Source organism: Streptomyces sp. NPDC015127, assembly GCF_043080095.1.
Taxonomy (GTDB): Bacteria; Actinomycetota; Actinomycetes; order Streptomycetales; family Streptomycetaceae; genus Streptomyces.
In genome coordinates this window covers 108002-128276 of sequence record NZ_JBIBVE010000011.1, presented here as the reverse complement: position 1 = coordinate 128276, position 20275 = coordinate 108002, and the positions used below count along the sequence as shown (strand labels likewise).

Genomic DNA, 20275 nt, shown 5'->3' with positions numbered 1-20275 from the left:
GTCAGTCCGTGGGCGGTGCCGGCTGCCAGGTGGCCGACACGGTGATGTGGGCCTGGCCGCTGCCTCCGACGATGCCCAGCTTCAGGTCGTGGCCGACCTGGATCCCGAACGCGACATTGATCTCCTGCGGCGGGCTCTGGGCGGTCATGACCGCGTCGTGCACCTCCTGGAGGATCGTGCCGAGGGGGTGGAGGGTCCTGCGGAGAGTCTCGACGGCGAAGGAGGCAGCCTGATCGCCACGGGCGACGGGCACAGTGTGTCCCATGCCGTCGGGCCAATCATCGTCCGGGACGGGAGCGGACGCACCGTTCCCCGTACCGGCCGCTCCCGGCCCGATGTCGAAGCGGACCGACGTACCGTCGGCGAGTTGCAGCTCAGTGAAGGTCGACACAGACAGCATTGTGCCGATCTTCCGTCGTCCGCACGGCAGTTGGGCCGAATTCCATTCCACCGCCACATATCCGCGAAGTCGGCGGCCGCCGGACGCGCGTCCCCCTGACCCGCCCCCGATAGGCAGGGGCTATCGGGCGCATTCGGCAATCGCGCATTGTGAGGGCCTGCCCGCTGAGCGAGCCTGGCCACGTCCGGCAGCCGCGCCGGCGTGATCAAGCGAAGGGGAGGGCATGGCTCAGTCACAGCACCTTCGGCTCAATTTCGTCGACGGACAGTGGGTCCCGGCCGAGTCGGGACTGACCAGGGAGAACATCAATCCGGCCGACTTCGCCGACTGCGTCGGCCAGTTCGCCGAGTCGGGCGGCGTCGACGTGGACCGGGCGGTCGACGCGGCGCGGGCCGCACTGCCCGGCTGGCGCGCGCTCGGCCCGATCAAGCGGGCGGAGTATCTCGCTCGGGCGGGCGGGCTGCTCACCGAGCGGGCCGAGGAGTTCGCCGCCGTCATCACCCGGGAGCAGGGCAAGCTGCTCGCCGAGGCGCGCGGCGAGGTGGCCAGGGCGCGTGCCGTGCTCGACTTCACGGCCGGCCAGGCGCGGCTGCTCGGCGGGGTGACGGCGCCCGCGGAGGACGAGCGGACCTTCGCGTACACCTTCCGCCGCCCGATCGGTGTGGTGGGTCTGGTCTCGCCGTGGAACTTCCCCCTCGCGATCCCGATGTGGAAGGTGGCACCGGCGCTGCTGTCGGGTTGCACGGCGGTCCTGAAGCCGTCGCCGCTCACGCCCCTCACGGCGGCGCTGCTGGTGGAGGTGTTCCAGCGGGCCGGGGTGCCCGACGGGGTGCTCAACCTGGTGCAGGGCGATGTCGCGGCCGGTGAGGCACTGGTCGCCAACCCGGCCGTCGCGGGCATCAGTTTCACCGGTTCCCTCGCGGTGGGCACCGCGATCCACACCGGGGGCGCGCACCGGCTGCTGCGTACGCAGCTGGAGCTCGGCGGCAAGAACGCGGTCGTGGTGTGCGACGACGCCGACCTGGACCGGGCCGTAGAGGCCGTGGTGCACGGCGCGTTCGGGCAGGCCGGGCAGCGGTGCAGTGCGACGAGCCGGGCGGTGGTGGACGTACGGGTGCGGGAGGAGTTCCTGGAGCGGCTGGTGCCGCGGGTCGCCGGGCTGCGGGTGGGGCCGGGTGACGATCCGGCCTCCCAGGTGTGCCCCGTGGTCAACACCGTACGCAGGGACGCGGCACTCGCGGCGGTCGCCGGGGCCCAGCGGGACGGCGGCAAGGTGCTGTGCGGTGGCGGCCCGGAGGAGCGGGAGGGTCTGCCCGAGGGGTGCTACGTGCAGCCGACCGTGATCCGGGACGTGCCGTGGGACAGCGAGCTCGCCCAGGAGGAAGTGTTCGGGCCGGTGCTGGCGGTCGTCGACGCGGACGGCTTCGACGACGCGCTACGGATCGCGAACTCGGTGAAGTACGGGATGAGCGGCACGGTGTTCACGGCGTCGCAGTCGCGGGCTTTCGAGGCGGTGGAGCGGTTGGAGGCGGGGATGCTGCATGTGAACCGCCCGGGCGTCGGCGCGTACGCGCATCTGCCGCACACGGGCGCGAAGGCGTCGCAGTACGGTCCCCCGGAGTGTTCGCCGGAAGTGTGGGAGTTCTACACCGCGTGGCACTCGGCCTGTATCGGCTACTGAGACCACCGGGTCCGGGACGGCGAAGAGCCCCGGCGGGAGGATTCCCGCCGCGGCTCTTCCGTGTGCTCAGGCGCCGATGTTCTCCTCGGCGAGGCCGAAGGAGAGCGTCATGCCGGCCCCGCCGACACCGTTGACGACGGTGACGGACGGCTCCGGGGAGACGACGAGTTCGGTGCGCCCGTCCCGGAGGGAGGGATAGTAGCCGGCCCAGCGTTCGGTGATGCGGGCGTCGGGGAGGGTGGCGAAGGTGCCCAGGTAGGCGAGGACGGCCTCGTTGATCTCCTCGTTCTCGAAGGGGTCGTGCGTCATGCCGTAGGCGTGGCTGTCGCCGATGGTCAGCCGGCCGTCGGCGGTCTGGGAGAGCAGCACATGGATGCCGTGCTCGCGGTGGAACGGCAGCTCGGCGCCCATCCGTTCGGCGAGCGGGGCACGGGCGGCGAGGCCGTCGAAGGCCGCGTAGTGGAGCAGCGTGAGCCCTCCGCACAGCATCGGACCGAGCTGCCGGCCGCCCGGCTGCACTCCGGTGCGCATCATCTGGAGCTTGCAGCGGACGATGCCGCTGTCGGCGAAGACATCGGGATAGAGGGTCGCGAAGTCGTTCCCGCTGCACACGAAGACCCGCCCGGCGCGCCACTCCCCCGCCGTCGTGGAGACCGTGGGCAGGTCGATCGAGCGCACGGTGGTGCCGAAGCGGAAGTCGACGCCGTACTCGGCGACGAGGTGTTCGGCGACCGCGGGGATCGCCCGCCGCGGGTCGACGTTGACCTCGGTCGGGCTCCACAGCGCGGCCAGCAGGCCGTCGGGCCGGGCGACGGCGCTGCGCCGGGTGGCCTCCCGGGCGGTGAGCAGCGTGGCACCGCGTTCGCGCGCGGCGGGTGCGGTGGCGAGGAACTCCTCCAGGACGGCCACCTCGTCGGGGTGGTGGGCGAGGTGGAGCGAGCCGGTCTGCTCGGCCCACAGCCCGGTCTTGGCGGCGATCTCCAGCCAGATCTCCCGGCTGCGCAGCGCGCGTTCGTATATCGCGCCCCGTTCCTGGCCGATGGCCCAGATCATGCCGAAGTTGCGGATGGAGGCGCCGACGGCGAAGTCGTCGCGTTCGAAGACGACGACGCGCTCGCCTCGGCGGGCTGCGGCCAGGGCGTGCGCGAGTCCGACGATGCCTGCGCCGACGACGACGGTGTCGGCCTGGTTGACGGTCATGGGGCTTCGGTTCCTCTCTCGGTACGGCGGTCGGTACGGCGAGGGGTCACGCGGGGTCGTACGGGGGTGGTACGAGGTCGTACGGAGGAGTTCACGCACCGGCCGTGCGTGGCAGGCGGTTCCAGTGCGGCAGCATCAGCAGCCCGGCCAGCAGCGCGGCGCCGGCGAAACCGGTGAACAGCACATCGCCGGAGAGGAACCCGGGCAGCAGGCCGCCGAGGATGGCGCCGACGGAGCCGCAGCCGTTGACCAGCCCGGCCGCCGTGCCCGCGCCCTTGTCCGTGCCGAAGTCCACCGCGGCGACACAGGAGATCATCGAGTCGGCGGCGTACACGGTCAGCCCGATCACCGCGAGGACGCCGATCATGACCGGGACGCTGCCGGTCGCCGTGAGCGGCATGAACAGCGCGAGCGTCGCGGTCAGCAGCGCGAGCGCGAGGACGCACGGCGGTACACGGCGCGAGGCGAACAGCCGGTCGGAGACCCAGCCGACGGCGATCGGGGCGAGGACTCCGGCCACCCCGAAGGCGATCGGGATGAGGACGGCGCCGACCTTGTCGACATCGGGCAGCCGCCGGCTGACGAGCACGGGTCCCCACAGCAGGATCGCGTAACGGGCGGGCTTGAGCAGGAAGTAGGCGGCGCCGAGGGTGAGCACCATACGATCGCGCAGCGTCTCGCGGTAGAGCGCGAGCCCGCCGCGCCGCCCGCCCGTCTCCGGTGCCGGCTCCTCGGCCGGTGCCTCCTCGTCGGCGATGCCCGCGTCCCGCGGCGAGTCCTTCTGCAGCAGGACGAAGAGCAGCAGCACGACGGCGAGGGTCGCGGCACCCGCGAGGAACGCGATCTGCCAGCTGTCGAAGAGGGAGTACGCGATCCAGCCGAGGAAGGGGGGCGCGGCGAGACCCCCGAACGCGTAGTTGGTGCTCCACAGGCCGAGGACGCGGCCCCGCTGCCGTACGGGGAAGAAGCTGCCCATGTTCTTGCACAGCGGCGCCCAGCCGGCCGACTGCGCGAGGCCCTGGACGACCATGGCGCCGCCGAAGACGAGCAGGGCGCTGCTGAGGCCCATCACACAGGCCGCGGCGATGGCGCCGATCATGCCGCCGATGACGACGACCCGGGGGCCGAAGCGGTCGGCCCACATGCCCCAGAGGAACTGCCCGGCCGCGTAGGCGGCGAGGTAGACGGCGTCGATGACACCGAGGACGCGTTCGGTGAGGACGGTGTTGACCGCCGGGTCGTCGAGGATGCCGAGTTTGGCGACGGAGAAGGCCTGGCGTACGAAGTAGAACCCGGCGTAGGCGAGCCAGGTGACGGCGAAGATCCGGCGTCGCCAGCGGACGGCGTCCGCCTCCGTCGTGCCGGTCAGGGGTCTGCGGTGCGGTTGCGGTGGTGCTAGGTCGGCCATGGCTGTGTCCTCTTTGTTTGAGGGCTCGGTTCTCCTCGGGGGCGCTTTCAGCGTGTGTCGACGGAAGATCGTGCTCGGTCCCTCGTTCCTCGGGACCTCCGCGCTCCCCCTGCCTGCGGCAAGAGGTGCCCCCACTCCCTTGCGACACCCGCGCGCCCCTTCGGCTCTCCCCCCTGGCTTCGCCGGGGGACCCCCACGCCCGCGCTGCAGGTGCCGGCTCGTGGGGGCGGCAGTGGGCATGACGCGGCCCCGGCGCGCGCCTCGGCGGCGCGCCGGGGCCGGGTCGTGTGCGGATCGGAACGGATCAGGCGGTGAGCGGCTCTCCGGCCGCGATGGCGGTGCCGACCCAGTAGGCGTCGAAGTTGCGCAGCCGGTGCCCGGCGGGCAGTCCGGTGACGGGGGCGTTCACGAGGAACGGCACCTTCTGTTCGGTGAGTCCGCCGTGCGAGCGCAGCGGTTCGGTGAAGCCGGAGATGTCGTGCCGGGCCGGGGTGGTGCCGAGCACGGTGTTGCGTTCGGCGATGACGACGAGGTCGCCGATGCGGTCTCCGGGCAGTTCGAAGCGGGCGCACGCCTCCTCCCGGGTCAGGACCGTGTCCACGCCTTCCAGACCCGCGAGGTGGGCGGTGAGCGCACCGGTGTCGGCGCCCTCGGGCAGATGGACAGTCGCGTAGGAGCCGAGTGCGCCGTGGTGGACGGTGTACGGATCGGTGATGGGGAGCACGACCCGGGCGGAACCCGGCGTGAGGCGGGCGTCGAGAACGTCCTGGAGGTGGACGACGCGGGCGGATCCGTCGCCGTCCGCCTTGGCGTTCATGCCGTGGTCGGCGGTGACGACGAGGACTGCGCCGAGCGCGTCGATGCGCGCGAAATACCGGTCGAGCATGGCGTAGAAGTCGTTGGCCACGGGCGATCCGGGTGCGTGCTTGTGCTGGATGTAGTCGGTGAGCGAGAGGTACATGAGGTCGGGGCGGTCCTTGTCGAGGATGTCGGCCCCGGCGGCCATGACCAGTTCGCTGAGCTCGGCGCTGTAGACGGAGGGCAGTTCCATGCCGGTCCGCGCGAGGACCTTGCCGATGCCGTTCTCCTCCTCCGTGGCCTGGTCGGCCTTCTCGGCGGAGAAGCAGATCCCGTCGGCAAGGCCGCTGCCGAGGAGCCGGCGCAGCTTGTCCTTGGCGGTGATGACGGCGACCTTGGCGCCCTGCTGCGAGAAGGCGGCGAACAGCGTGGGCGCGCACAGCAGTTCGGGGTCGTTCATCATGACCTCGGTGCCGCTGGCGGTGTCGTAGAAGTAGTTGCCGCAGATGCCGTGGACGGAGGGCGGCACTCCGGTGGCGATGGACAAGTTGTTGGGGTTGGTGAAGGACGGCATCGTGCAGTCGGCGCGCAGGTCGCTGCCGGTGCGCAGCATGCGTTCCAGGAAGGGCATGCGGCCGTCCGCGACGGCCCGCTCGTGGTAGGCGTCCTCGCTGCCGTCGATGCAGACCACGACGACGGGCCGGCGGGGCCGGTGGTAGCGGCGCCCGTTCACTGTCAGCGGTTCGGTCATGTGCGGATCCACCCCTGGGGTCGAAGGAGCAGGGACGGCAGCCTCGTTCGCCGTCCCGCTTTTCATGGGTAGCACCGGGCCGGGTACGGACAGAACCACCGGATTCGCTATGGCGGCCATAGCCCCCTGACGCACCCTCCCCACCAGGGCGTCCCGGGGCTAGAGTCGGCGGCCCGGTGATCGGCGAGGGGCGTGGGGAGGCTTGTGGAACTCAACCTCCACCGTTTGTGGATCTTCATGCAGGTCGTGGAGCACCAGGGTTTCTCGGCGGCGGCGCACCGGCTCTACATGAGTCAGCCGTCGGTCTCCAACCAGGTGCGCCGGCTGGAGCAGTCGCTGAAAGTCACCCTGATCGACCGTTCGGGCTCCCGGGCGCGGCCGACCGCCGAGGGCGAGGTGCTGGCGGAGTACGGCAAGCGGGTGTTCCTGCTGGCCGAGGAGGCCGTGGCGGCGGTGCAGCAGGTGAGCGGGCTGGCGTCGGGGCGGCTGCTGGTCGGCGGTTCGACGACGGTCGGCACGTATCTGCTGCCGCCGTTGCTGGCGCGCTTCCAGGAGCGGCATCCGGGCATCGAGTGCCACGTCTTCGTGGGCAACAACGAGGCCGTGCTGGAGCGACTGCTGGCCGGCGACATCGGCGTCGCGGTGGTCGCGGGTGCGCCGACGGCGTCACAGCTGGTGGTGGAGAGGGTGCTCGGTGAGCGGCTGGTGCTGATCGCGGCACCGGGGCATCCGCTGGCGGCGCGGGACGAGGTGAGCCCGCGGGATCTGGCGGGCTGCCGCTTCCTGCTGCGCGAGCCCGGGTCGCAGACGCGGGAGCTCCAGGAACAGGTGCTGGCGGACTGGGAGTTGGCGGGTGTGTCGCGGGGCGACGTGTGGGGGCCCGAGGCGGTCAAGCAGTGCGTGGTGGCGGGTCTGGGCCTCGCCCTCATCTCGGAGCACGCCGTGGTGGACGACGTACGGGCCGGGACGCTGGCGGTGCTGCCGGTCAGTCCGGTGCCGCGGTCCCGGCCCGTCAATCTCGTACGCCGCAGGGACCGTCTGCTCTCGCCGGCGGAGCGCGCGTTCATCGAGCTGCTGCGCTCCGTCGGCGAGTGGCCGCGGGAACTGCCGGCGGCGGGCAGCTCCTAAGGGCCCGCCGGGCGGCTGCTACTTGGCCGGGTCGAGGCAGAGCACGAACTTGTCGGCGTCCCACTGCTGTGCCAGGGCGGCCTCGCCCACGGTGCAGGCGTTGACGTCGAAGCTGTTCTCGATGACCTTGACGACCTTGTAGTTGGCGTCCTTGTCACCGCACTCCTTGGTCTCGACCTCGGGGGCGTCGTCCGGGCCGGTGACCTTGACGCAGTCGCCGGCCTCGGCGCGGACCGGGGCGTCGCCGAAGACGTAGCCGATGCCGAACTTCACGGCCAGGGCGACGACAATCAGGCCGACGATGCCGAGGAACTTCCTCGCCAGGCTCTTCTTGGCCGGCTGGGGCGCGGCCCCGGCGTCGGGCTGGCCCTGCGGGAACGGCTGGGGGTCCTGCGGGGCAGCGGGGGGCGTCGGGGCGCTCATGGAGGACTTCCTCGTGGTTGCATGCTTATCGAACGCGCGCACGCTACACGAAGAATAAGAACCACATAAACACCGGTACGAAGGAGTCCCCGATGTCCCTTTTCGACATCCCGCTGCGCACCCTGACGGGCGAGCCGACGTCACTCGCCGACCACGGCGGCAAGGCCGTGCTCGTGGTCAACGTGGCGTCCCGCTGCGGCCTGACGCCCCAGTACGAAGGTCTGGAGCGGCTGCAGAAGACGTATGGCGACCGGGGTTTCACGGTGCTCGGTGTGCCGTGCAACCAGTTCGCGGGCCAAGAGCCCGGCACCGCGGAGGAGATCGGCGCGTTCTGCTCGGCGACGTACGGCGTGACGTTCCCGATGCTGGAGAAGACCGACGTCAACGGCGAGGACCGGCACCCGCTGTACGCGGAGCTGACGAAGACCGCGGACGCGGCCGGTGAAGCCGGTGACGTCCAGTGGAACTTCGAGAAGTTCCTGATCTCCCCGCAGGGCGAGGTCACCCGCTTCCGCCCCCGCACCGAGCCGGAGTCCGCCGAGGTCGTAGCGGCGATCGAGGGGCTGCTGCCTGCCTGACCCGGACATGCGAGGGCCCCTGGAAACCGGCTGGTCCGGTCTCCAGGGGCCTTGCACGAGGCCGGCCGGCGTCAGCGGATCGGCATGCCCGAGAGGGTGCGGGCGATGACCAGGCGCTGGATCTCGCTGGTGCCCTCGAAGATGGTGTAGATCGCGGCGTCGCGGTGCATGCGCTCCACCGGGTACTCGCGGGTGAACCCGTTGCCGCCGAGGATCTGGATGGCCTGGGCGGTGACCTTCTTGGCCGTCTCGCTGGCGAAGAGCTTGGACATGGACCCCTCGGCCGAGGTGAACGGCTTGCCGGTGGTCGCCATCCAGGACGCCCGCCACACCAGCAGGCGCGCGGCGTCGATCTGCGTGCGCATGTCGGCGAGCTGGAAGGCGACGCCCTGATTGTCGATGATCGGGCGGCCGAACTGCTGGCGCGTCATGGCGTATTCGAGCGCCTCCTCGTACGCGGCGCGGGCGGTGCCGACCGCCATGGCGCCGACGGCGGGGCGCGAGGCCTCGAAGGTGGCCATCGCCGCGTTCTTCACGCTCCCCCGGCCTCCGGCCGGGGGGACCCCCATCTCGCTTCGCTCGCCGCCCTTCCTGGCGCGCTCGCGAGCCTTCGCCAGGCGCTCGTCCAGCTTCTCCTTGCCGCCGAGGAGGCAGTGGCCCGGGACGCGGACGTTCTCCAGGACGACCTCGGCGGTGTGCGAGGCGCGGATGCCGTGCTTCTTGAACTTCTGGCCCTGGGAGAGTCCCGGGGTGGCCGGCGGCACGATGAAGGACGCGTGGCCCTTGGAGCCGAGCTCGGGGTCGACGACGGCGACGACGACATGGACGTTGGCGATCCCGCCGTTGGTCGCCCAGGTCTTGGTGCCGTTGAGGACCCACTCGTCCTTGGCCTCGTCGTAGACCGCGCGGGTGCGCATCGAGGCGACGTCGCTGCCGGCGTCGGGCTCGGAGGAGCAGAAGGCGGCGACCTTGACGTCGTCGGCGTCGCCGTACATCTGCGGGATCCAGGTGCCGATCTGCTCCTCGGTGCCGTTGGCTATGACGCCCACGGCGGCGAGGCCGGTGCCGACGATGGAGAGGGCGATGCCCGCGTCGCCCCAGAACAGCTCCTCCATCGTCATCGGGATGCCGAGGCCCGTGGGATCGAAGAACTGCTGGGCATAGAAGTCCAGGGAGTAGATGCCGAGTTTGGCCGCTTCCTGGATGACGGGCCAGGGGGTCTCCTCGCGCTCGTCCCACTCGGCCGCGGCCGGGCGCATCACGTCCTTGGCGAAGCCGTTCAGCCAATCACGGACCTGCTTCTGGTCCTCGTTGAGATCGAGCATGAACTCGGCCATGTCCCCTCCAGCACTACGGCGCCCGACAGGCGTTACTTGCGGTAACGAGAGTCTGTTACCGAGCAGTAGCCCCTGTCAACCGAGGCCACCGGATCACCTGTACGCCGCAGCGGGTGTTACCTTGCGCGTCACGCAGTCGCAAGGGCGGGGAGAGGCACGGCATGGAGAGCACACACCAGCAGCGGTCGGCGGACCAGCGGCGACGGGAGCTGCTCGAAGCAGCGGACCGGGTGGTACTCCGAGACGGACCGCACGCCTCCATGAACGCGATCGCCGCCGAGGCGGGCATCACCAAACCGATCCTCTACCGCCACTTCGGCGACAAGGGCGGCCTGTACCGGGCACTGGCCAAGCGCCACACCGATGCGCTGCTGCGGGCGCTGCAGGTGGCGGTGGACGCGGACGTCGACCGCCGTGAGCGGGTGGCGGGAACGCTGGACACCTACCTGGCCGCGATCGAGGCGCGGCCTCAGGTCTACCGCTTCCTGATGCACCCGGCGGAGGACAATCAGCCCTCCGAGCAGGGCTTCGACGTCGGCCGCCACTCGGCCCCGCTGCTGCGCCGCCTCGGCGAGGAACTGGGCAAGGTCATCGCGGACCGCGTCGACCTGGGCCCGGGCGGCGACCTGCTGGCGCGCGTGTGGGGCCACGGCATCGTCGGCATGATGCACGCGGCGGGCGACTGGTGGCTGGGCGAACGCCCGTGCTCACGGGCGGAGTTGGTGAAGAGCCTGACGGACCTGCTGTGCGGCCGCCTCTTCGACGCGCCTGACCGCGTGGGCGGCCCGGGTTTCTGAGAAACACCGCGCGAAGCGCGGTAGGGGGTCTGGGGCGAAGCCCCAGTTTCGGGAAGGGGCGGGTAGGGGAAGACGCCCCGCGCAGCGGCCCCACCCGCACGTGCTACGCGCCCCGCAGCCGCGCCACGCCCTCGCCCGTCGACCACCCCGCCTTGCGCGCCGCCCGCGCCAGCCGGCCGCGGCGCCACGAGCCCAGCCGGTCCGCGTACACCATGCCCTCCACGTGGTCGCACTCGTGCTGCAGACAGCGTGCGAAGAAGCCCGTGCCCTCCACGCGGACCGGCTCGCCGTCCACCGTCACACCCTCCACGACCGCCCGGTCGAAGCGCTCCGTCCCCGCCTCCAGGCCCGGCAGGGACAGGCAGCCCTCCGGACCGCGGACCGTGACACCGTCGGTCTCCACCAGGCGCGGGTTGACGACGTGTCCGAGATGACGGACGTCCTCGTCGTCGGGGCAGTCGTAGACGAACACCTGCAGCGGGACGCCGACCTGGTTGGCCGCGAGGCCGACTCCCCCCGCCGCGTACATCGTCGCAAACATGTCCTCGACAAGCCGGGACAGGGACGGGCCGAAGTCGGTGACGGGCTCGCAGGGCGTGTGCAGCACCGGTTCGCCGAGGAGCGTCATCGCTCGCACGAGTCCGGAACTGCCGGGGATCGGCCGGTTTCGCATGGCGACCAGCGTACGTTCCGCGCAGGTCACCCCGTGACCTCCACGTATTCCGACGGTGCCGTGGTACGGGCTGCCGAGAAGAGGTCGATAGGCTGACTCCCGACCGATGCTAGGAGGATCAAGGACGATGTCAGGCAACTCGGAGCTGACGCCGCGAGCCAAGCTGGCCGTTACGGCGGGCAAAGCCGCGGCGGCGGTGTCGCGCGCCGCCGGGCGCGGCAGCGGATCGGTGATCGGCGGCCGGGTGGCGCTCAAGCTGGACCCCGACCTGCTGGCGCGGCTGGCGCAGCACCTGGACGTGGTCCTCGTGTCGGCGACCAACGGGAAGACGACGACCACGCGGCTGATCGCGGAGGCCCTGCGCGCCAGCGGCCCCGTCGTGTCGAACGCGCTCGGTGCCAACATGCCCGCGGGCATCACCTCCGCGCTGGCGGGCGGCTCGGACGCCAAGTTCGGTGTGATCGAGGTCGACGAGAAGTACCTCGCCGGTGTGGCCAGGGACGTCGCCCCCAAGGCCATCGCGCTGCTGAACCTTTCCCGCGACCAGCTGGACCGCGCGGCCGAGACCCGGATGCTGGCCGAGAAGTGGCGTGAGGGCCTTGCGGGCGCGAAGGCCACCGTGATCGCGAACGCCGACGACCCGCTGGTCGTGTGGGCCGCGTCCTCCTCCCCCAACGTGGTGTGGGTGGCCGCCGGGCAGGAGTGGAAGGACGACGCCTGGTCCTGCCCGTCCTGCGGCGGTGTGATGCAGCGCCCGGGCGACGACTGGTTCTGCGGCGAGTGCGGCTTCCGCCGTCCCGCACCGAGCTGGGTGCTCAGCGGTGACCACGTCCTCGACCCGCACGGCTCGGCCTGGCCGATCCACCTCCAGTTGCCCGGTCGCGCCAACAAGGCGAACGCGGCCACCTCGGCCGCCGTCGCCGCCTGCTTCGGCGTTCCGCCGCAGGTGGCCCTGGAGCGCATGTACCAGGTGCAGGCCGTCGCCGGCCGGTACGACGTCGTCTCGTTCCTCGGCCGTGACGTGCGGCTGCTGCTCGCGAAGAACCCGGCCGGCTGGCTGGAGACGTTCTCGCTGATCGACCCGCCGCCGACGCCGGTGATCCTGTCCGTCAACGCCCGCGGCGCGGACGGCACCGACACCTCCTGGCTGTGGGACGTCGACTACACCCGCCTCGCCGGGCACCCGATCTTCGTGATCGGCGACCGCAAGCTCGACCTCGCGGTCCGGCTGGAGGTCGCGGGCCTGGACTTCCGCGTGTGCGAGTCGGTCGACGAGGCGGTGCAGACGGCCCCGCCGGGCCGGATCGAGCTGATCGCCAACTACACCGCCTTCCAGGACGTGCGCCGCCGCGTCGGCAACTGAGCGACTGACCGACTGACGAGCGGACGGACAAAAAGGACTTATGAGAATGAGTGACAGCAGCCTGCGGCTGGTGTGGGTCTACCCGGATCTGCTCAGCACCTACGGCGACCAGGGCAACGCGCTCGTCGTGGAGCGCCGTGCCCGCCAGCGCGGTCTCGACGTCATGCGCATCGACGTGCGCAGCGACCAGCCGGTGCCGACCTCCGGCGACATCTACCTGATCGGCGGGGGCGAGGACCGTCCGCAGCGGCTCGCGGCCGAGCGGCTGCGCCGCGACGGCGGCCTGAGCCGTGCGGCCTCCAACGGCGCGATCATCTTCTCGGTGTGCGCCGGCTACCAGATTCTCGGCCACGAGTTCATCAACGACCTCGGCGAGCGCGAGCCGGGCCTCGGCCTGATCGACGTGATCTCCACGCGCGGCGAGGGTGCCCGCTGCGTCGGCGACGTCCTGGCCGACATCGACCCGCAGTTGGGGCTGCCGCAGCTGACGGGCTTCGAGAACCACCAGGGCATCACCCATCTCGGCCCGACCGCACGGCCGTTCGCCCGCACGGTGTTCGGCCGCGGCAACGGCACCGGCGACGGCACCGAGGGCGCGTACAACGACACGGTCTTCGGCACGTACATGCACGGTCCGGTGATGGCCCGCAACCCGCAGATCGCGGACCTGCTGCTCAAGCTGGCCCTCGACGTGAACGCGCTGCCGCCGACCGACGACCGCTGGTACGAGGCCCTGCGCGCGGAGCGGATCGCCGCCGCTACCCAGCCCGCCTGACGCGGGCTCCGCTCAGGCGAGCACACATCCTCACGACCCCTTCGCTCAGCTGAGCGAAGGGGTCGTGAGGCCGGTCCCACCTGTCGGACTCCCGTTTCTGACCCGCCCCTCCGCGCCGGTAGGGTGGCGGGGATCCAACCGGACGACGTGGTCCGGGAGTCGGCCCACGTTGTAAAGGTTTTCGGGCTATGCGCATTGGTGTGCTCACCTCCGGCGGCGACTGCCCCGGTCTGAACGCCGTCATCCGTTCCGTCGTGCACCGTGCCGTCGTCGACCACGACGACGAGGTCATCGGCTTCCACGACGGCTGGAAGGGCCTCCTGGAGTGCGACTACCGCAAGCTCGACCTGGACGCGGTGGGCGGCATCCTGGCCCGTGGCGGCACGATCCTCGGTTCCTCCCGTGTCCAGCCCGCGCATCTGCGCGACGGTGTGGAGCGGGCCAAGGGGCATGTCGCCGACCTCGGTCTCGACGCGATCATCCCGATCGGCGGTGAGGGCACGCTCAAGGCGGCCAACCTGCTGTCGGAGGCCGGTCTGCCCATCGTGGGCGTGCCGAAGACGATCGACAACGACATCGCGTCCACCGACGTGACCTTCGGCTTCGACACCGCCGTCGGTGTCGCGACGGAGGCACTGGACCGGCTCAAGACCACGGCCGAGTCGCACCAGCGGGTGCTGATCGTGGAGGTCATGGGCCGGCACACGGGATGGATCGCGCTCCACTCCGGCATGGCGGCCGGCGCGCACGCGATCGTCGTCCCGGAGCGTCCCTTCGACATCGACGAGCTGACGGCGCGGGTCGGCGAGCGGTTCTCGGCCGGCAAGAAGTTCGCGATCGTGGTCGTCGCCGAGGGCGCGAAGCCCCGTGAGGGCTCGATGCGCTGGGACGAGGGCGGCAAGGACATCTACGGGCACGAGCGGTTCGCGGGTGTGGCCCGCCAGCTCTCCGTCGAGCTGGAGCAGCGGCTCGGCAAGGAGGCCCGTCCGGTGATCCTCGGCCACGTGCAGCGCGGCGGTACCCCGACCGCGTACGACCGCGTGCTCGCCACGCGTTTCGGCTGGCACGCGGTGGAGGCGGCGCACCGGGGCGAGTTCGGGATGCTGACGGCGCTGCGCGGCACCGACATCACGATGGTGCCGCTCGCCGAGGCGACCCGGACGCTCAAGACGGTTCCGGCGGACCGGTACGACGAGGCGGAGTGCGTGCTCTGACCCGGCTGCCCGCCAGACGGTGTGCCCCCGGTCGCGGCTGCGGCCGGGGGCACATCTAGTCTGGTCCGGACAACAGGCACGAATCGGGAAGCCCGGGAGTACACAGATGGATCACAGCGGGCACGGCATGACCATGGATCTGCCGCCGTTCACGCTGGGGCGCGGCCTGGAGTTCTCACCGGACCCCTTCTTCCTGGTCGGCTGCCTGCTGGCCCTGGGCCTGTACGGATGGGGCGTCGCGCGCCTGCGCCGGCGCGGGGACGCCTGGCCGGTGAGCCGCACGGTCTGGTTCACCGTCGGAGTGCTCAGTGTCGCGCTGGTGATGTGCACCAAGCTGAACGACTACGGCATGGTGATGTTCAGCGTGCACATGGTGCAGCACATGATCATCAGCATGCTCTCCCCGATCGTGATCCTGCTGGGCGCGCCGATCACGCTCGCACTGCGGGCGCTGCCGGTCGCGGGCCGGGGCCGCAAGGGCCCCCGCGAGCTGCTCCTGATGCTGCTGCACAGCCGGTACATGCGGATCGTCACGCATCCGGCGTTCACGATCCCGCTGTTCATCGCGAGCCTGTACGGGCTGTACTTCACGCCCCTGTTCGACTTCCTGATGGGCTCGAAGACCGGCCACATCGCGATGATGCTGCACTTCCTCGCGGTCGGCCTGGTGTTCTTCTGGCCGATCATGGGCGTGGACCCGGGCCCGCACCGGCCGGGCTATGTGATGCGGATGCTGGAGCTGTTCGCGGGCATGCCGTTCCACGCGTTCTTCGGGATCGCGCTGATGATGGCGACCGAGCCGATGGTCAAGGCGTACGAGAATCCGCCCGGTTCGCTCGGGATCGACGCGCTCGCGGACCAGAACGCGGCGGGCGGCATCGCGTGGGCGTTCAGCGAGATCCCCTCCGTCGTGGTGCTCATCGCGCTGGTCTTCCAGTGGTACCGCTCCGACCAGCGGCAGGCCAAGCGCCGGGACCGGGCCGCGGACCGGGACGGCGACAAGGAGCTGGAGGCGTACAACGCCTATCTCGCCTCGCTCCAGGCACGCAGCCGGTGACGCGCGGTTCTGCGAGCCGCTAGCGCGACGCCCTCCTCACGCGCGACCATGGTCCCGACGGCCCCGCCGTCGAAGGAGGGCGCACATGTCCGGTTCGACGAAGGTCATGGGAGTGCTGACCGTCGGGTCCCTCGTGGTCGTGACGGCTTATACGGCGGCACTCGGCAGCAACGGCTGGCTCTGGTTCGGGTGGGTGGTGCTCGGTCTGTTGACCATCGGCGTGGTCGCCTCGCGGAGCACCTGAGGCCCGGTGCCGCTCGGCGGCGTCAGAAGCGGAAGACCGCGCCGGTGGCGGCGGTCAGCTCGCACGCGTTCGGGAAGGTCTTGTGCCAGGCGGTCGGCCGGCCGCGCCAGGCACCGGTGGCACTCACCGTGACCGGGTCGTACTGCTTCGTGCACGGGTGCGGCTCGCCCGGCAGACTGTCCAGGTCGCCGTGGGCCTCGTCGAGGGCGGCGCACGCACCGGCGGCGTCGGGGTGCGGGCCGCTCGGCTCCGGGCTGCAGTGCAGCAGCACACCGCGGATCCAGGTGTTCTCCGCACCCGAGACGGTGAGGAACAGCCCACGGGGCGGGGCCGGCTTGTCCACCCGTTCCGGCGCCTGGGACGCCGCGGCGGGAACGGCCGAGGGGACGGCGGCCGCGACGGCGAGAAGAGCCGCTGCGACGAGAGCTGCGGTGCGGTGCATCCGGTGGCTCCTGACAGGAAAGCCGGCACGCGGCCGGTACGGGCGGGGCGAGCCATAGAGCACCGTTCCGGGCGGCGCTCCGCAATGCGCCGCGCCGACCCGTAGTGCGTACGGGTGCGCCGGATTGGCCCGGACGGCTGCGCCTGTGCCCGCCCTCGGCCTCGGCCGCCGCGCCGTGACGCGGCCGGTCGGACGGGAAGCGACGGTGTGCCACCGGCCCACTCGTTCAGTGCGGCACAGGGTCGAGGGGGCCCTCCCCGAGTCACCTGAAACCAGGGCGCTTTGATGCAGTGCACAGTGTGTCCGGTCGTACTGTCCTGTCACGCGGGGTCCTGCGGCTGGGCATGACGACGGCCGGCCCCCGCGGGGACCGGCCGTTGCGTCTCACATGTGGCGGTTCGCGTAGTAGTGCTCGATGAGCTTGAGATATGTCAGGTCGTCCTCGTGCCGGCCGCTCTCGAACGGCGGCGAGTCCTTCACCTCGGCCTTGGTGCACGACAGGTGGACGACCTGGTCGGCGGTGTCGATCCGCGAGACGAGCCCCGCGGGCAGCAGCACACGCCGTCCGAGGATCCACGGACCGGTGTCCACGACGAGGTACGACCTGCCCACCTCCTCGGTGTGCCGGTCGACCTTGCCGATCGAGCCGTCGGTCGCCTCGACCGAGTATCCGACGAGCTCTGCTCCCGGCACGTACGCGGCCGTCTCCGGGTAACCCCAGATGTCAGCGCCCATGTCGGCCTCCTCACCTGCCCGAACGGCCCCCGTCCCATCGGCGCGGGTACCCGGGTGCGGCATACCCACACGGCGCGCCGCGCGTCAGTGCTCGTGGCCGGGCGCCTCTTCGCCGTCCGCCGGCGGCTGCTCTGCCGTGGTTCCCCCTGCGTGGACGGTGAAGGCGGCGGTGCGGACCTTGCCCTCGTGCTGGAAGTCGAGGAAGAGGCGGTAGGCGCCCTTGCTGGGTGCGGTGGCGGTGAAGGAGATCTCCGGTCCGGGCTTCGTGGTGCCGTCGCCGGGTTCGCCGTTCGGGTGCACGTGCAGGTAGGCGAGGTCACCCGCGCGCAGGGCGACGAGGTGTCCGTACGCGCCGAGGTAGGGCTGCAGATCGGTGACCGGCTTGCCGTCCTTGGCGACGGCGAGGACCAGTTCGCTGTCCGCTCCGGGCCGGAGTGCGCCGGTGAGGGTCACCTCGTAGCCGTCCACGGTGGCCGTGGTGCTCCTCGCGGGCAGCGGCTCGGGCTCGGACGCGCCGGACACGGCGAGGTCGGCCCCGAGCGTGAGCCCGCGGGCACCCTTGGTGTCCGGGGTGAAGTCGGCGAAGACGCGGTAGCCGCCGGCCTCGGGGAGCCGGACCGGTACGGACCAGGTGCCGTCGGCCGCGCGCACCGGGTGCAGGTGGCGGTAGGTCGTCAGATCGCGCGAGGCGACGATGAGATGCAGCTCCTTGCCGTGCTCGCGGCGGAACGCGGTGACGTTGCGGTCGCTCTTGTCGTCCACCACGGCGAAGCGCAGTTCGCTGCTTCTGCCCGCCGCCAGGCGCTGCGTCTCCAGGTCCAGCGTGAGGCCCGCCTCTGACACCTGGAGTCCGCCCGGCCCGGAGGGCGTCGCGCCGCCGTCCTCGGCGTGGCCCTCGTCGCTTCCGCCGGCCTCCGCCTGATCCCCGGCAGCGTGTTCGCCATGCTGTGCCGACTCCGCCCCGGCCACCACGGGGTCCATGCCCTGACCTACGCCGTAGGCGGTACCGAAGGCGGCCGCGAGCGCCGCCGCGAAGGCCGTGATCTTGACGCCGGTGTTCATGACTCGCTCCTCGGTCAGGGCCGCCCGTCCGCGACCACGTGCCACACAATACCCCTGGGGGGTATTAAGTCAACCCGGTTGAGCGCCGCTCACGTATACCCGCCCCCGTATATCCCGGACATGACGCGGCCCCCACGCCCGGAGGCATGGGGGCCGGGTCGAGGCGTCGCGCCTCAGGCCGCCCACAGGGGCCGGAGCCCGGCCATCGCGTCGACCGCCTGGCCGGTGCGCGCGAAGACGACGAGGCGGGTACCACCGGCATCGGCGTTCGCCTCCAGCAAGCGGCGGGCGGGCGCGCTCGGCGTCACCACCGCCATCAGCACATCGAGCCCGCCGCACATGAGGTGGGCCCGCAGCACGGCGCTGAGCGTGGCGGCTCTCACCACGGGATCCTCCAGCACGATCACCACAGGTGCCGGCACATGGGCCCGGACGAGATCCGCGATGCCGTGCGCCACAGCGACGCGATGGCCCAGATCGACCTCGTCGCGCATCGTGATCACCAGGACACCGCGCTCGATCCTGTGGTGCAGCATGGCGAGCCTCCGTCCACTCGGCATCACGGCTCTGTGGTTCTCCGCCGTCTCGAGGGTGCCCGAAACCGCTGCGAGAATGCGCGCCACGCGGACTCCGCCGACGCGCTCCGCGCCTCTCACCCGGACGGACTCATCCCCGTTTCACCGCCTCCAGGTGCGCGAAGGCCACCAGGTTCTCGGTGTAGTCCTGGGCCTTCTTGTCGTACTCACCCGCGCAGGTGATCAGCCGCAGTTGTGGGTCGGGGGTATCTGCGTACACGCGCTTGTTCGGGAACTTCGCCTTCTCGAAGCTCTCGACGGAGTCGACGACGAAGGTGGCGACCGTGCCGTCCTCGCGGCTGATGTCGACCTTGCTCCCCTTCTTGAGCTCGCTGAGCTGCATGAAGACAGCCGGGCCCGTCTTGGTGTCGACATGCCCGGCGACGATCGCCGTGCCGGGTTCGCCCGGTGTCACGCCCTCCTGGAACCAGCCGACCAGATTGCTGTTGTTCGGGGGCGGTGCCTCCAACTGGCCCGAGGCGTCGAGGGACAGGCCCGTGAAGGGCGCGTCGACGGCGATCTCCGGGATCTTCAGCCGTTTGGGTTCGGCGGGCGGCAGCGCCGATCCCCGTTGCTCGGTGGCGGAGGCGGACGGTGTGTCGACGACTGCGGGTGCCGAGACCACGGGCAGGGCGGCGGGCTTGGCGTCCGTCGTGGTGTCGAACGAGTTGAAGACCAGCAGAAAGCCCAGCACGACGGCCCCGGCAGGCCAGAGCAAGGCGCGTCCGAGGGAACGGGGGGCGGATGCGGTCTGCGACTGCACAAGGGGTGGCTGCGCGGACATACGGGTTCGTACCTTTCACTGCCGTGACTTCGTGGCGGGGCGGGGTGTCCTGTGCGGTGCGCGGCCGACGGCCCGGCCGGGGAGCGCCGACGTCGCGGCCGCCGTCCCTGGGGGCGGCGGCCGCGACGGGGCTGAGGCCGGGTACGGCCGGGGGCGTCAGGCCGCGGCGGAGCCGTTCGCGCCACGGCGGCGCAGCATGTACGCACCGGCGCCGAGGCCGCCGAGCAGCAGGACCGAACCGGCGGCCAGGCCACCGCCGGAGAGGGCCGTGCCACCGCCACCGGTGTGCACACCGCCGTGCGGCTTGTCACCCTTCCAGGAGCCGTGCTCGTCGTCCTTCTCCCACGAGCCGTGGTCCGACGAGTAGTCGTCCTTCTTCTCGTCGTCCTTCTTCTCGTCGTCCTTCTTCTCGTCGTCCTTCTTGTCGTCGTCCTTCTTCTCGTCGTCCTTGTCCCAGTCGTCCGCGTTCAGGAGCGACAGGGCACCGCCACCGGTGTGGACACCGCCGTGCGGCTTGTCGTGGTCCTTCTTGTCCCACTTCTTGTCGTAGTCGTCCTTCTTGTCGTAGTCCTTGTCGTAGTCGTCCTTCTTCTCGTCGTCCTTCTTCTCGTCGTCCTTCTTCTCGTCGTCCTTCTTGTCGTGGTCCGACGAGTAGTCGTCCTTGTCCTCGTCGTCAGCCATGACACGCGCCAGCGCGCCACCACCGGTGTGCACGCCGCCGTGCGGCTTGTCGTGGTCCTTCTTGTCGTCGTCCTTGTCGTAGTCGTCCTTCTTGTCGTAGTCCTTGTCGTAGTCGTCCTTCTTCTCGTCGTCCTTCTTCTCGTCGTCCTTCTTCTCGTCGTCCTTCTTG

22 protein-coding genes are annotated in these 20275 nt (G+C 70.9%); 9 read left to right on the top strand and 13 right to left on the bottom strand.

The features are described 5' to 3' along the window. Position 1: 1 nt before the first annotated feature. Positions 2-400 (bottom strand): CU044_2847 family protein, encoded by a 399-nt coding sequence (locus ACF08N_RS22250; protein ID WP_392326393.1) that lies wholly within the window; start codon positions 398-400, stop codon positions 2-4. A gap of 223 nt (positions 401-623) precedes the next feature. On the opposite strand from ACF08N_RS22250, the gene ACF08N_RS22245 reads away from it, so the two are divergent. Further along, a complete protein-coding gene (locus ACF08N_RS22245) occupies positions 624-2081 on the top strand; it encodes an aldehyde dehydrogenase family protein (RefSeq protein ID WP_392326392.1) in 1458 nt (485 codons plus the stop codon). Between the two features lie 66 nt (positions 2082-2147). On the opposite strand, the gene ACF08N_RS22240 is transcribed toward ACF08N_RS22245, so the two are convergent. From ACF08N_RS22240 to phnA, 3 genes are all read right to left on the bottom strand, one after another. Beyond that, on the bottom strand, positions 2148-3281 hold the full coding sequence (locus tag ACF08N_RS22240; protein ID WP_392326391.1) for a TIGR03364 family FAD-dependent oxidoreductase: 1134 nt from the start codon (positions 3279-3281) through the stop codon (positions 2148-2150). A gap of 91 nt (positions 3282-3372) precedes the next feature. After that, on the bottom strand, positions 3373-4689 hold the full coding sequence (locus tag ACF08N_RS22235) for an MFS transporter (RefSeq protein WP_392326390.1): 1317 nt from the start codon (positions 4687-4689) through the stop codon (positions 3373-3375). 304 nt (positions 4690-4993) lie between these two features. Continuing rightward, complete coding sequence (phnA, locus tag ACF08N_RS22230; RefSeq protein ID WP_392326389.1) at positions 4994-6238, bottom strand: phosphonoacetate hydrolase; 1245 nt, start codon at positions 6236-6238, stop codon at positions 4994-4996. Between the two features lie 204 nt (positions 6239-6442). Here phnA and ACF08N_RS22225 point away from each other — a divergent pair, with 204 nt between their 5' ends. Further along, positions 6443-7366, top strand: a complete 924-nt coding sequence (locus ACF08N_RS22225) for a LysR family transcriptional regulator (protein ID WP_392326388.1) — start codon at positions 6443-6445, stop codon at positions 7364-7366. Between the two features lie 18 nt (positions 7367-7384). On the opposite strand, the gene ACF08N_RS22220 is transcribed toward ACF08N_RS22225, so the two are convergent. Continuing rightward, on the bottom strand, positions 7385-7789 hold the full coding sequence (locus ACF08N_RS22220; protein ID WP_392326387.1) for a hypothetical protein: 405 nt from the start codon (positions 7787-7789) through the stop codon (positions 7385-7387). Between the two features lie 92 nt (positions 7790-7881). Between ACF08N_RS22220 and ACF08N_RS22215 the strand changes: the two genes are divergently transcribed. Next, complete coding sequence (locus tag ACF08N_RS22215) at positions 7882-8367, top strand: glutathione peroxidase (RefSeq protein WP_392326386.1); 486 nt, start codon at positions 7882-7884, stop codon at positions 8365-8367. Positions 8368-8438: 71 nt separating this feature from the next. On the opposite strand, the gene ACF08N_RS22210 is transcribed toward ACF08N_RS22215, so the two are convergent. After that, complete coding sequence (locus tag ACF08N_RS22210) at positions 8439-9704, bottom strand: acyl-CoA dehydrogenase family protein (protein WP_392326385.1); 1266 nt, start codon at positions 9702-9704, stop codon at positions 8439-8441. A 161-nt stretch (positions 9705-9865) separates the two neighbouring features. Here ACF08N_RS22210 and ACF08N_RS22205 point away from each other — a divergent pair, with 161 nt between their 5' ends. Continuing rightward, a complete protein-coding gene (locus tag ACF08N_RS22205; RefSeq protein ID WP_392326384.1) occupies positions 9866-10501 on the top strand; it encodes a TetR family transcriptional regulator in 636 nt (211 codons plus the stop codon). Between the two features lie 103 nt (positions 10502-10604). Here ACF08N_RS22205 and def read toward each other — a convergent pair whose 3' ends face one another. Further along, on the bottom strand, positions 10605-11174 hold the full coding sequence (gene def, locus ACF08N_RS22200) for a peptide deformylase (protein ID WP_392326383.1): 570 nt from the start codon (positions 11172-11174) through the stop codon (positions 10605-10607). 127 nt (positions 11175-11301) lie between these two features. Between def and ACF08N_RS22195 the strand changes: the two genes are divergently transcribed. The 5 genes from ACF08N_RS22195 to ACF08N_RS22175 all read left to right on the top strand — a co-directional run bounded on the left by ACF08N_RS22195 (position 11302) and on the right by ACF08N_RS22175 (position 15827). Further along, positions 11302-12537 carry a MurT ligase domain-containing protein gene (locus tag ACF08N_RS22195; RefSeq protein ID WP_392326382.1) on the top strand — a complete coding sequence of 412 codons (1236 nt, stop codon included), beginning with the start codon at positions 11302-11304 and terminating at the stop codon, positions 12535-12537. A gap of 46 nt (positions 12538-12583) precedes the next feature. Next, complete coding sequence (locus tag ACF08N_RS22190; protein ID WP_392326381.1) at positions 12584-13312, top strand: type 1 glutamine amidotransferase; 729 nt, start codon at positions 12584-12586, stop codon at positions 13310-13312. A 188-nt stretch (positions 13313-13500) separates the two neighbouring features. Continuing rightward, on the top strand, positions 13501-14526 hold the full coding sequence (locus tag ACF08N_RS22185; RefSeq protein ID WP_392326380.1) for a 6-phosphofructokinase: 1026 nt from the start codon (positions 13501-13503) through the stop codon (positions 14524-14526). A gap of 106 nt (positions 14527-14632) precedes the next feature. After that, positions 14633-15583: a cytochrome c oxidase assembly protein gene (locus tag ACF08N_RS22180; protein WP_392326379.1), complete on the top strand. Its 951-nt coding sequence runs from the start codon at positions 14633-14635 to the stop codon at positions 15581-15583. 85 nt (positions 15584-15668) lie between these two features. Next, entirely contained in the window at positions 15669-15827 is a 159-nt protein-coding gene (locus ACF08N_RS22175; RefSeq protein ID WP_392326378.1) for a hypothetical protein, read from the top strand. 22 nt (positions 15828-15849) lie between these two features. Here ACF08N_RS22175 and ACF08N_RS22170 read toward each other — a convergent pair whose 3' ends face one another. The 6 genes from ACF08N_RS22170 to ACF08N_RS22145 all read right to left on the bottom strand — a co-directional run. Next, positions 15850-16269, bottom strand: a complete 420-nt coding sequence (locus tag ACF08N_RS22170) for an SSI family serine proteinase inhibitor (RefSeq protein WP_392326377.1) — start codon at positions 16267-16269, stop codon at positions 15850-15852. Between the two features lie 384 nt (positions 16270-16653). Continuing rightward, entirely contained in the window at positions 16654-17004 is a 351-nt protein-coding gene (locus ACF08N_RS22165; protein WP_392326376.1) for a PRC-barrel domain containing protein, read from the bottom strand. An 84-nt stretch (positions 17005-17088) separates the two neighbouring features. Further along, positions 17089-18066: a hypothetical protein gene (locus ACF08N_RS22160; RefSeq protein WP_392326375.1), complete on the bottom strand. Its 978-nt coding sequence runs from the start codon at positions 18064-18066 to the stop codon at positions 17089-17091. Positions 18067-18239: 173 nt separating this feature from the next. After that, positions 18240-18602 (bottom strand): hypothetical protein, encoded by a 363-nt coding sequence (locus ACF08N_RS22155; RefSeq protein WP_392326374.1) that lies wholly within the window; start codon positions 18600-18602, stop codon positions 18240-18242. A 130-nt stretch (positions 18603-18732) separates the two neighbouring features. After that, the gene (locus ACF08N_RS22150; RefSeq protein WP_392326373.1) at positions 18733-19425 is read right to left on the bottom strand and encodes a class F sortase; all 693 of its coding nucleotides are present in this window, start codon (positions 19423-19425) and stop codon (positions 18733-18735) included. Between the two features lie 156 nt (positions 19426-19581). Further along, positions 19582-20275 (bottom strand): hypothetical protein (locus ACF08N_RS22145; protein WP_392326372.1); only part of this gene is annotated, 694 nt, incomplete at its 5' end.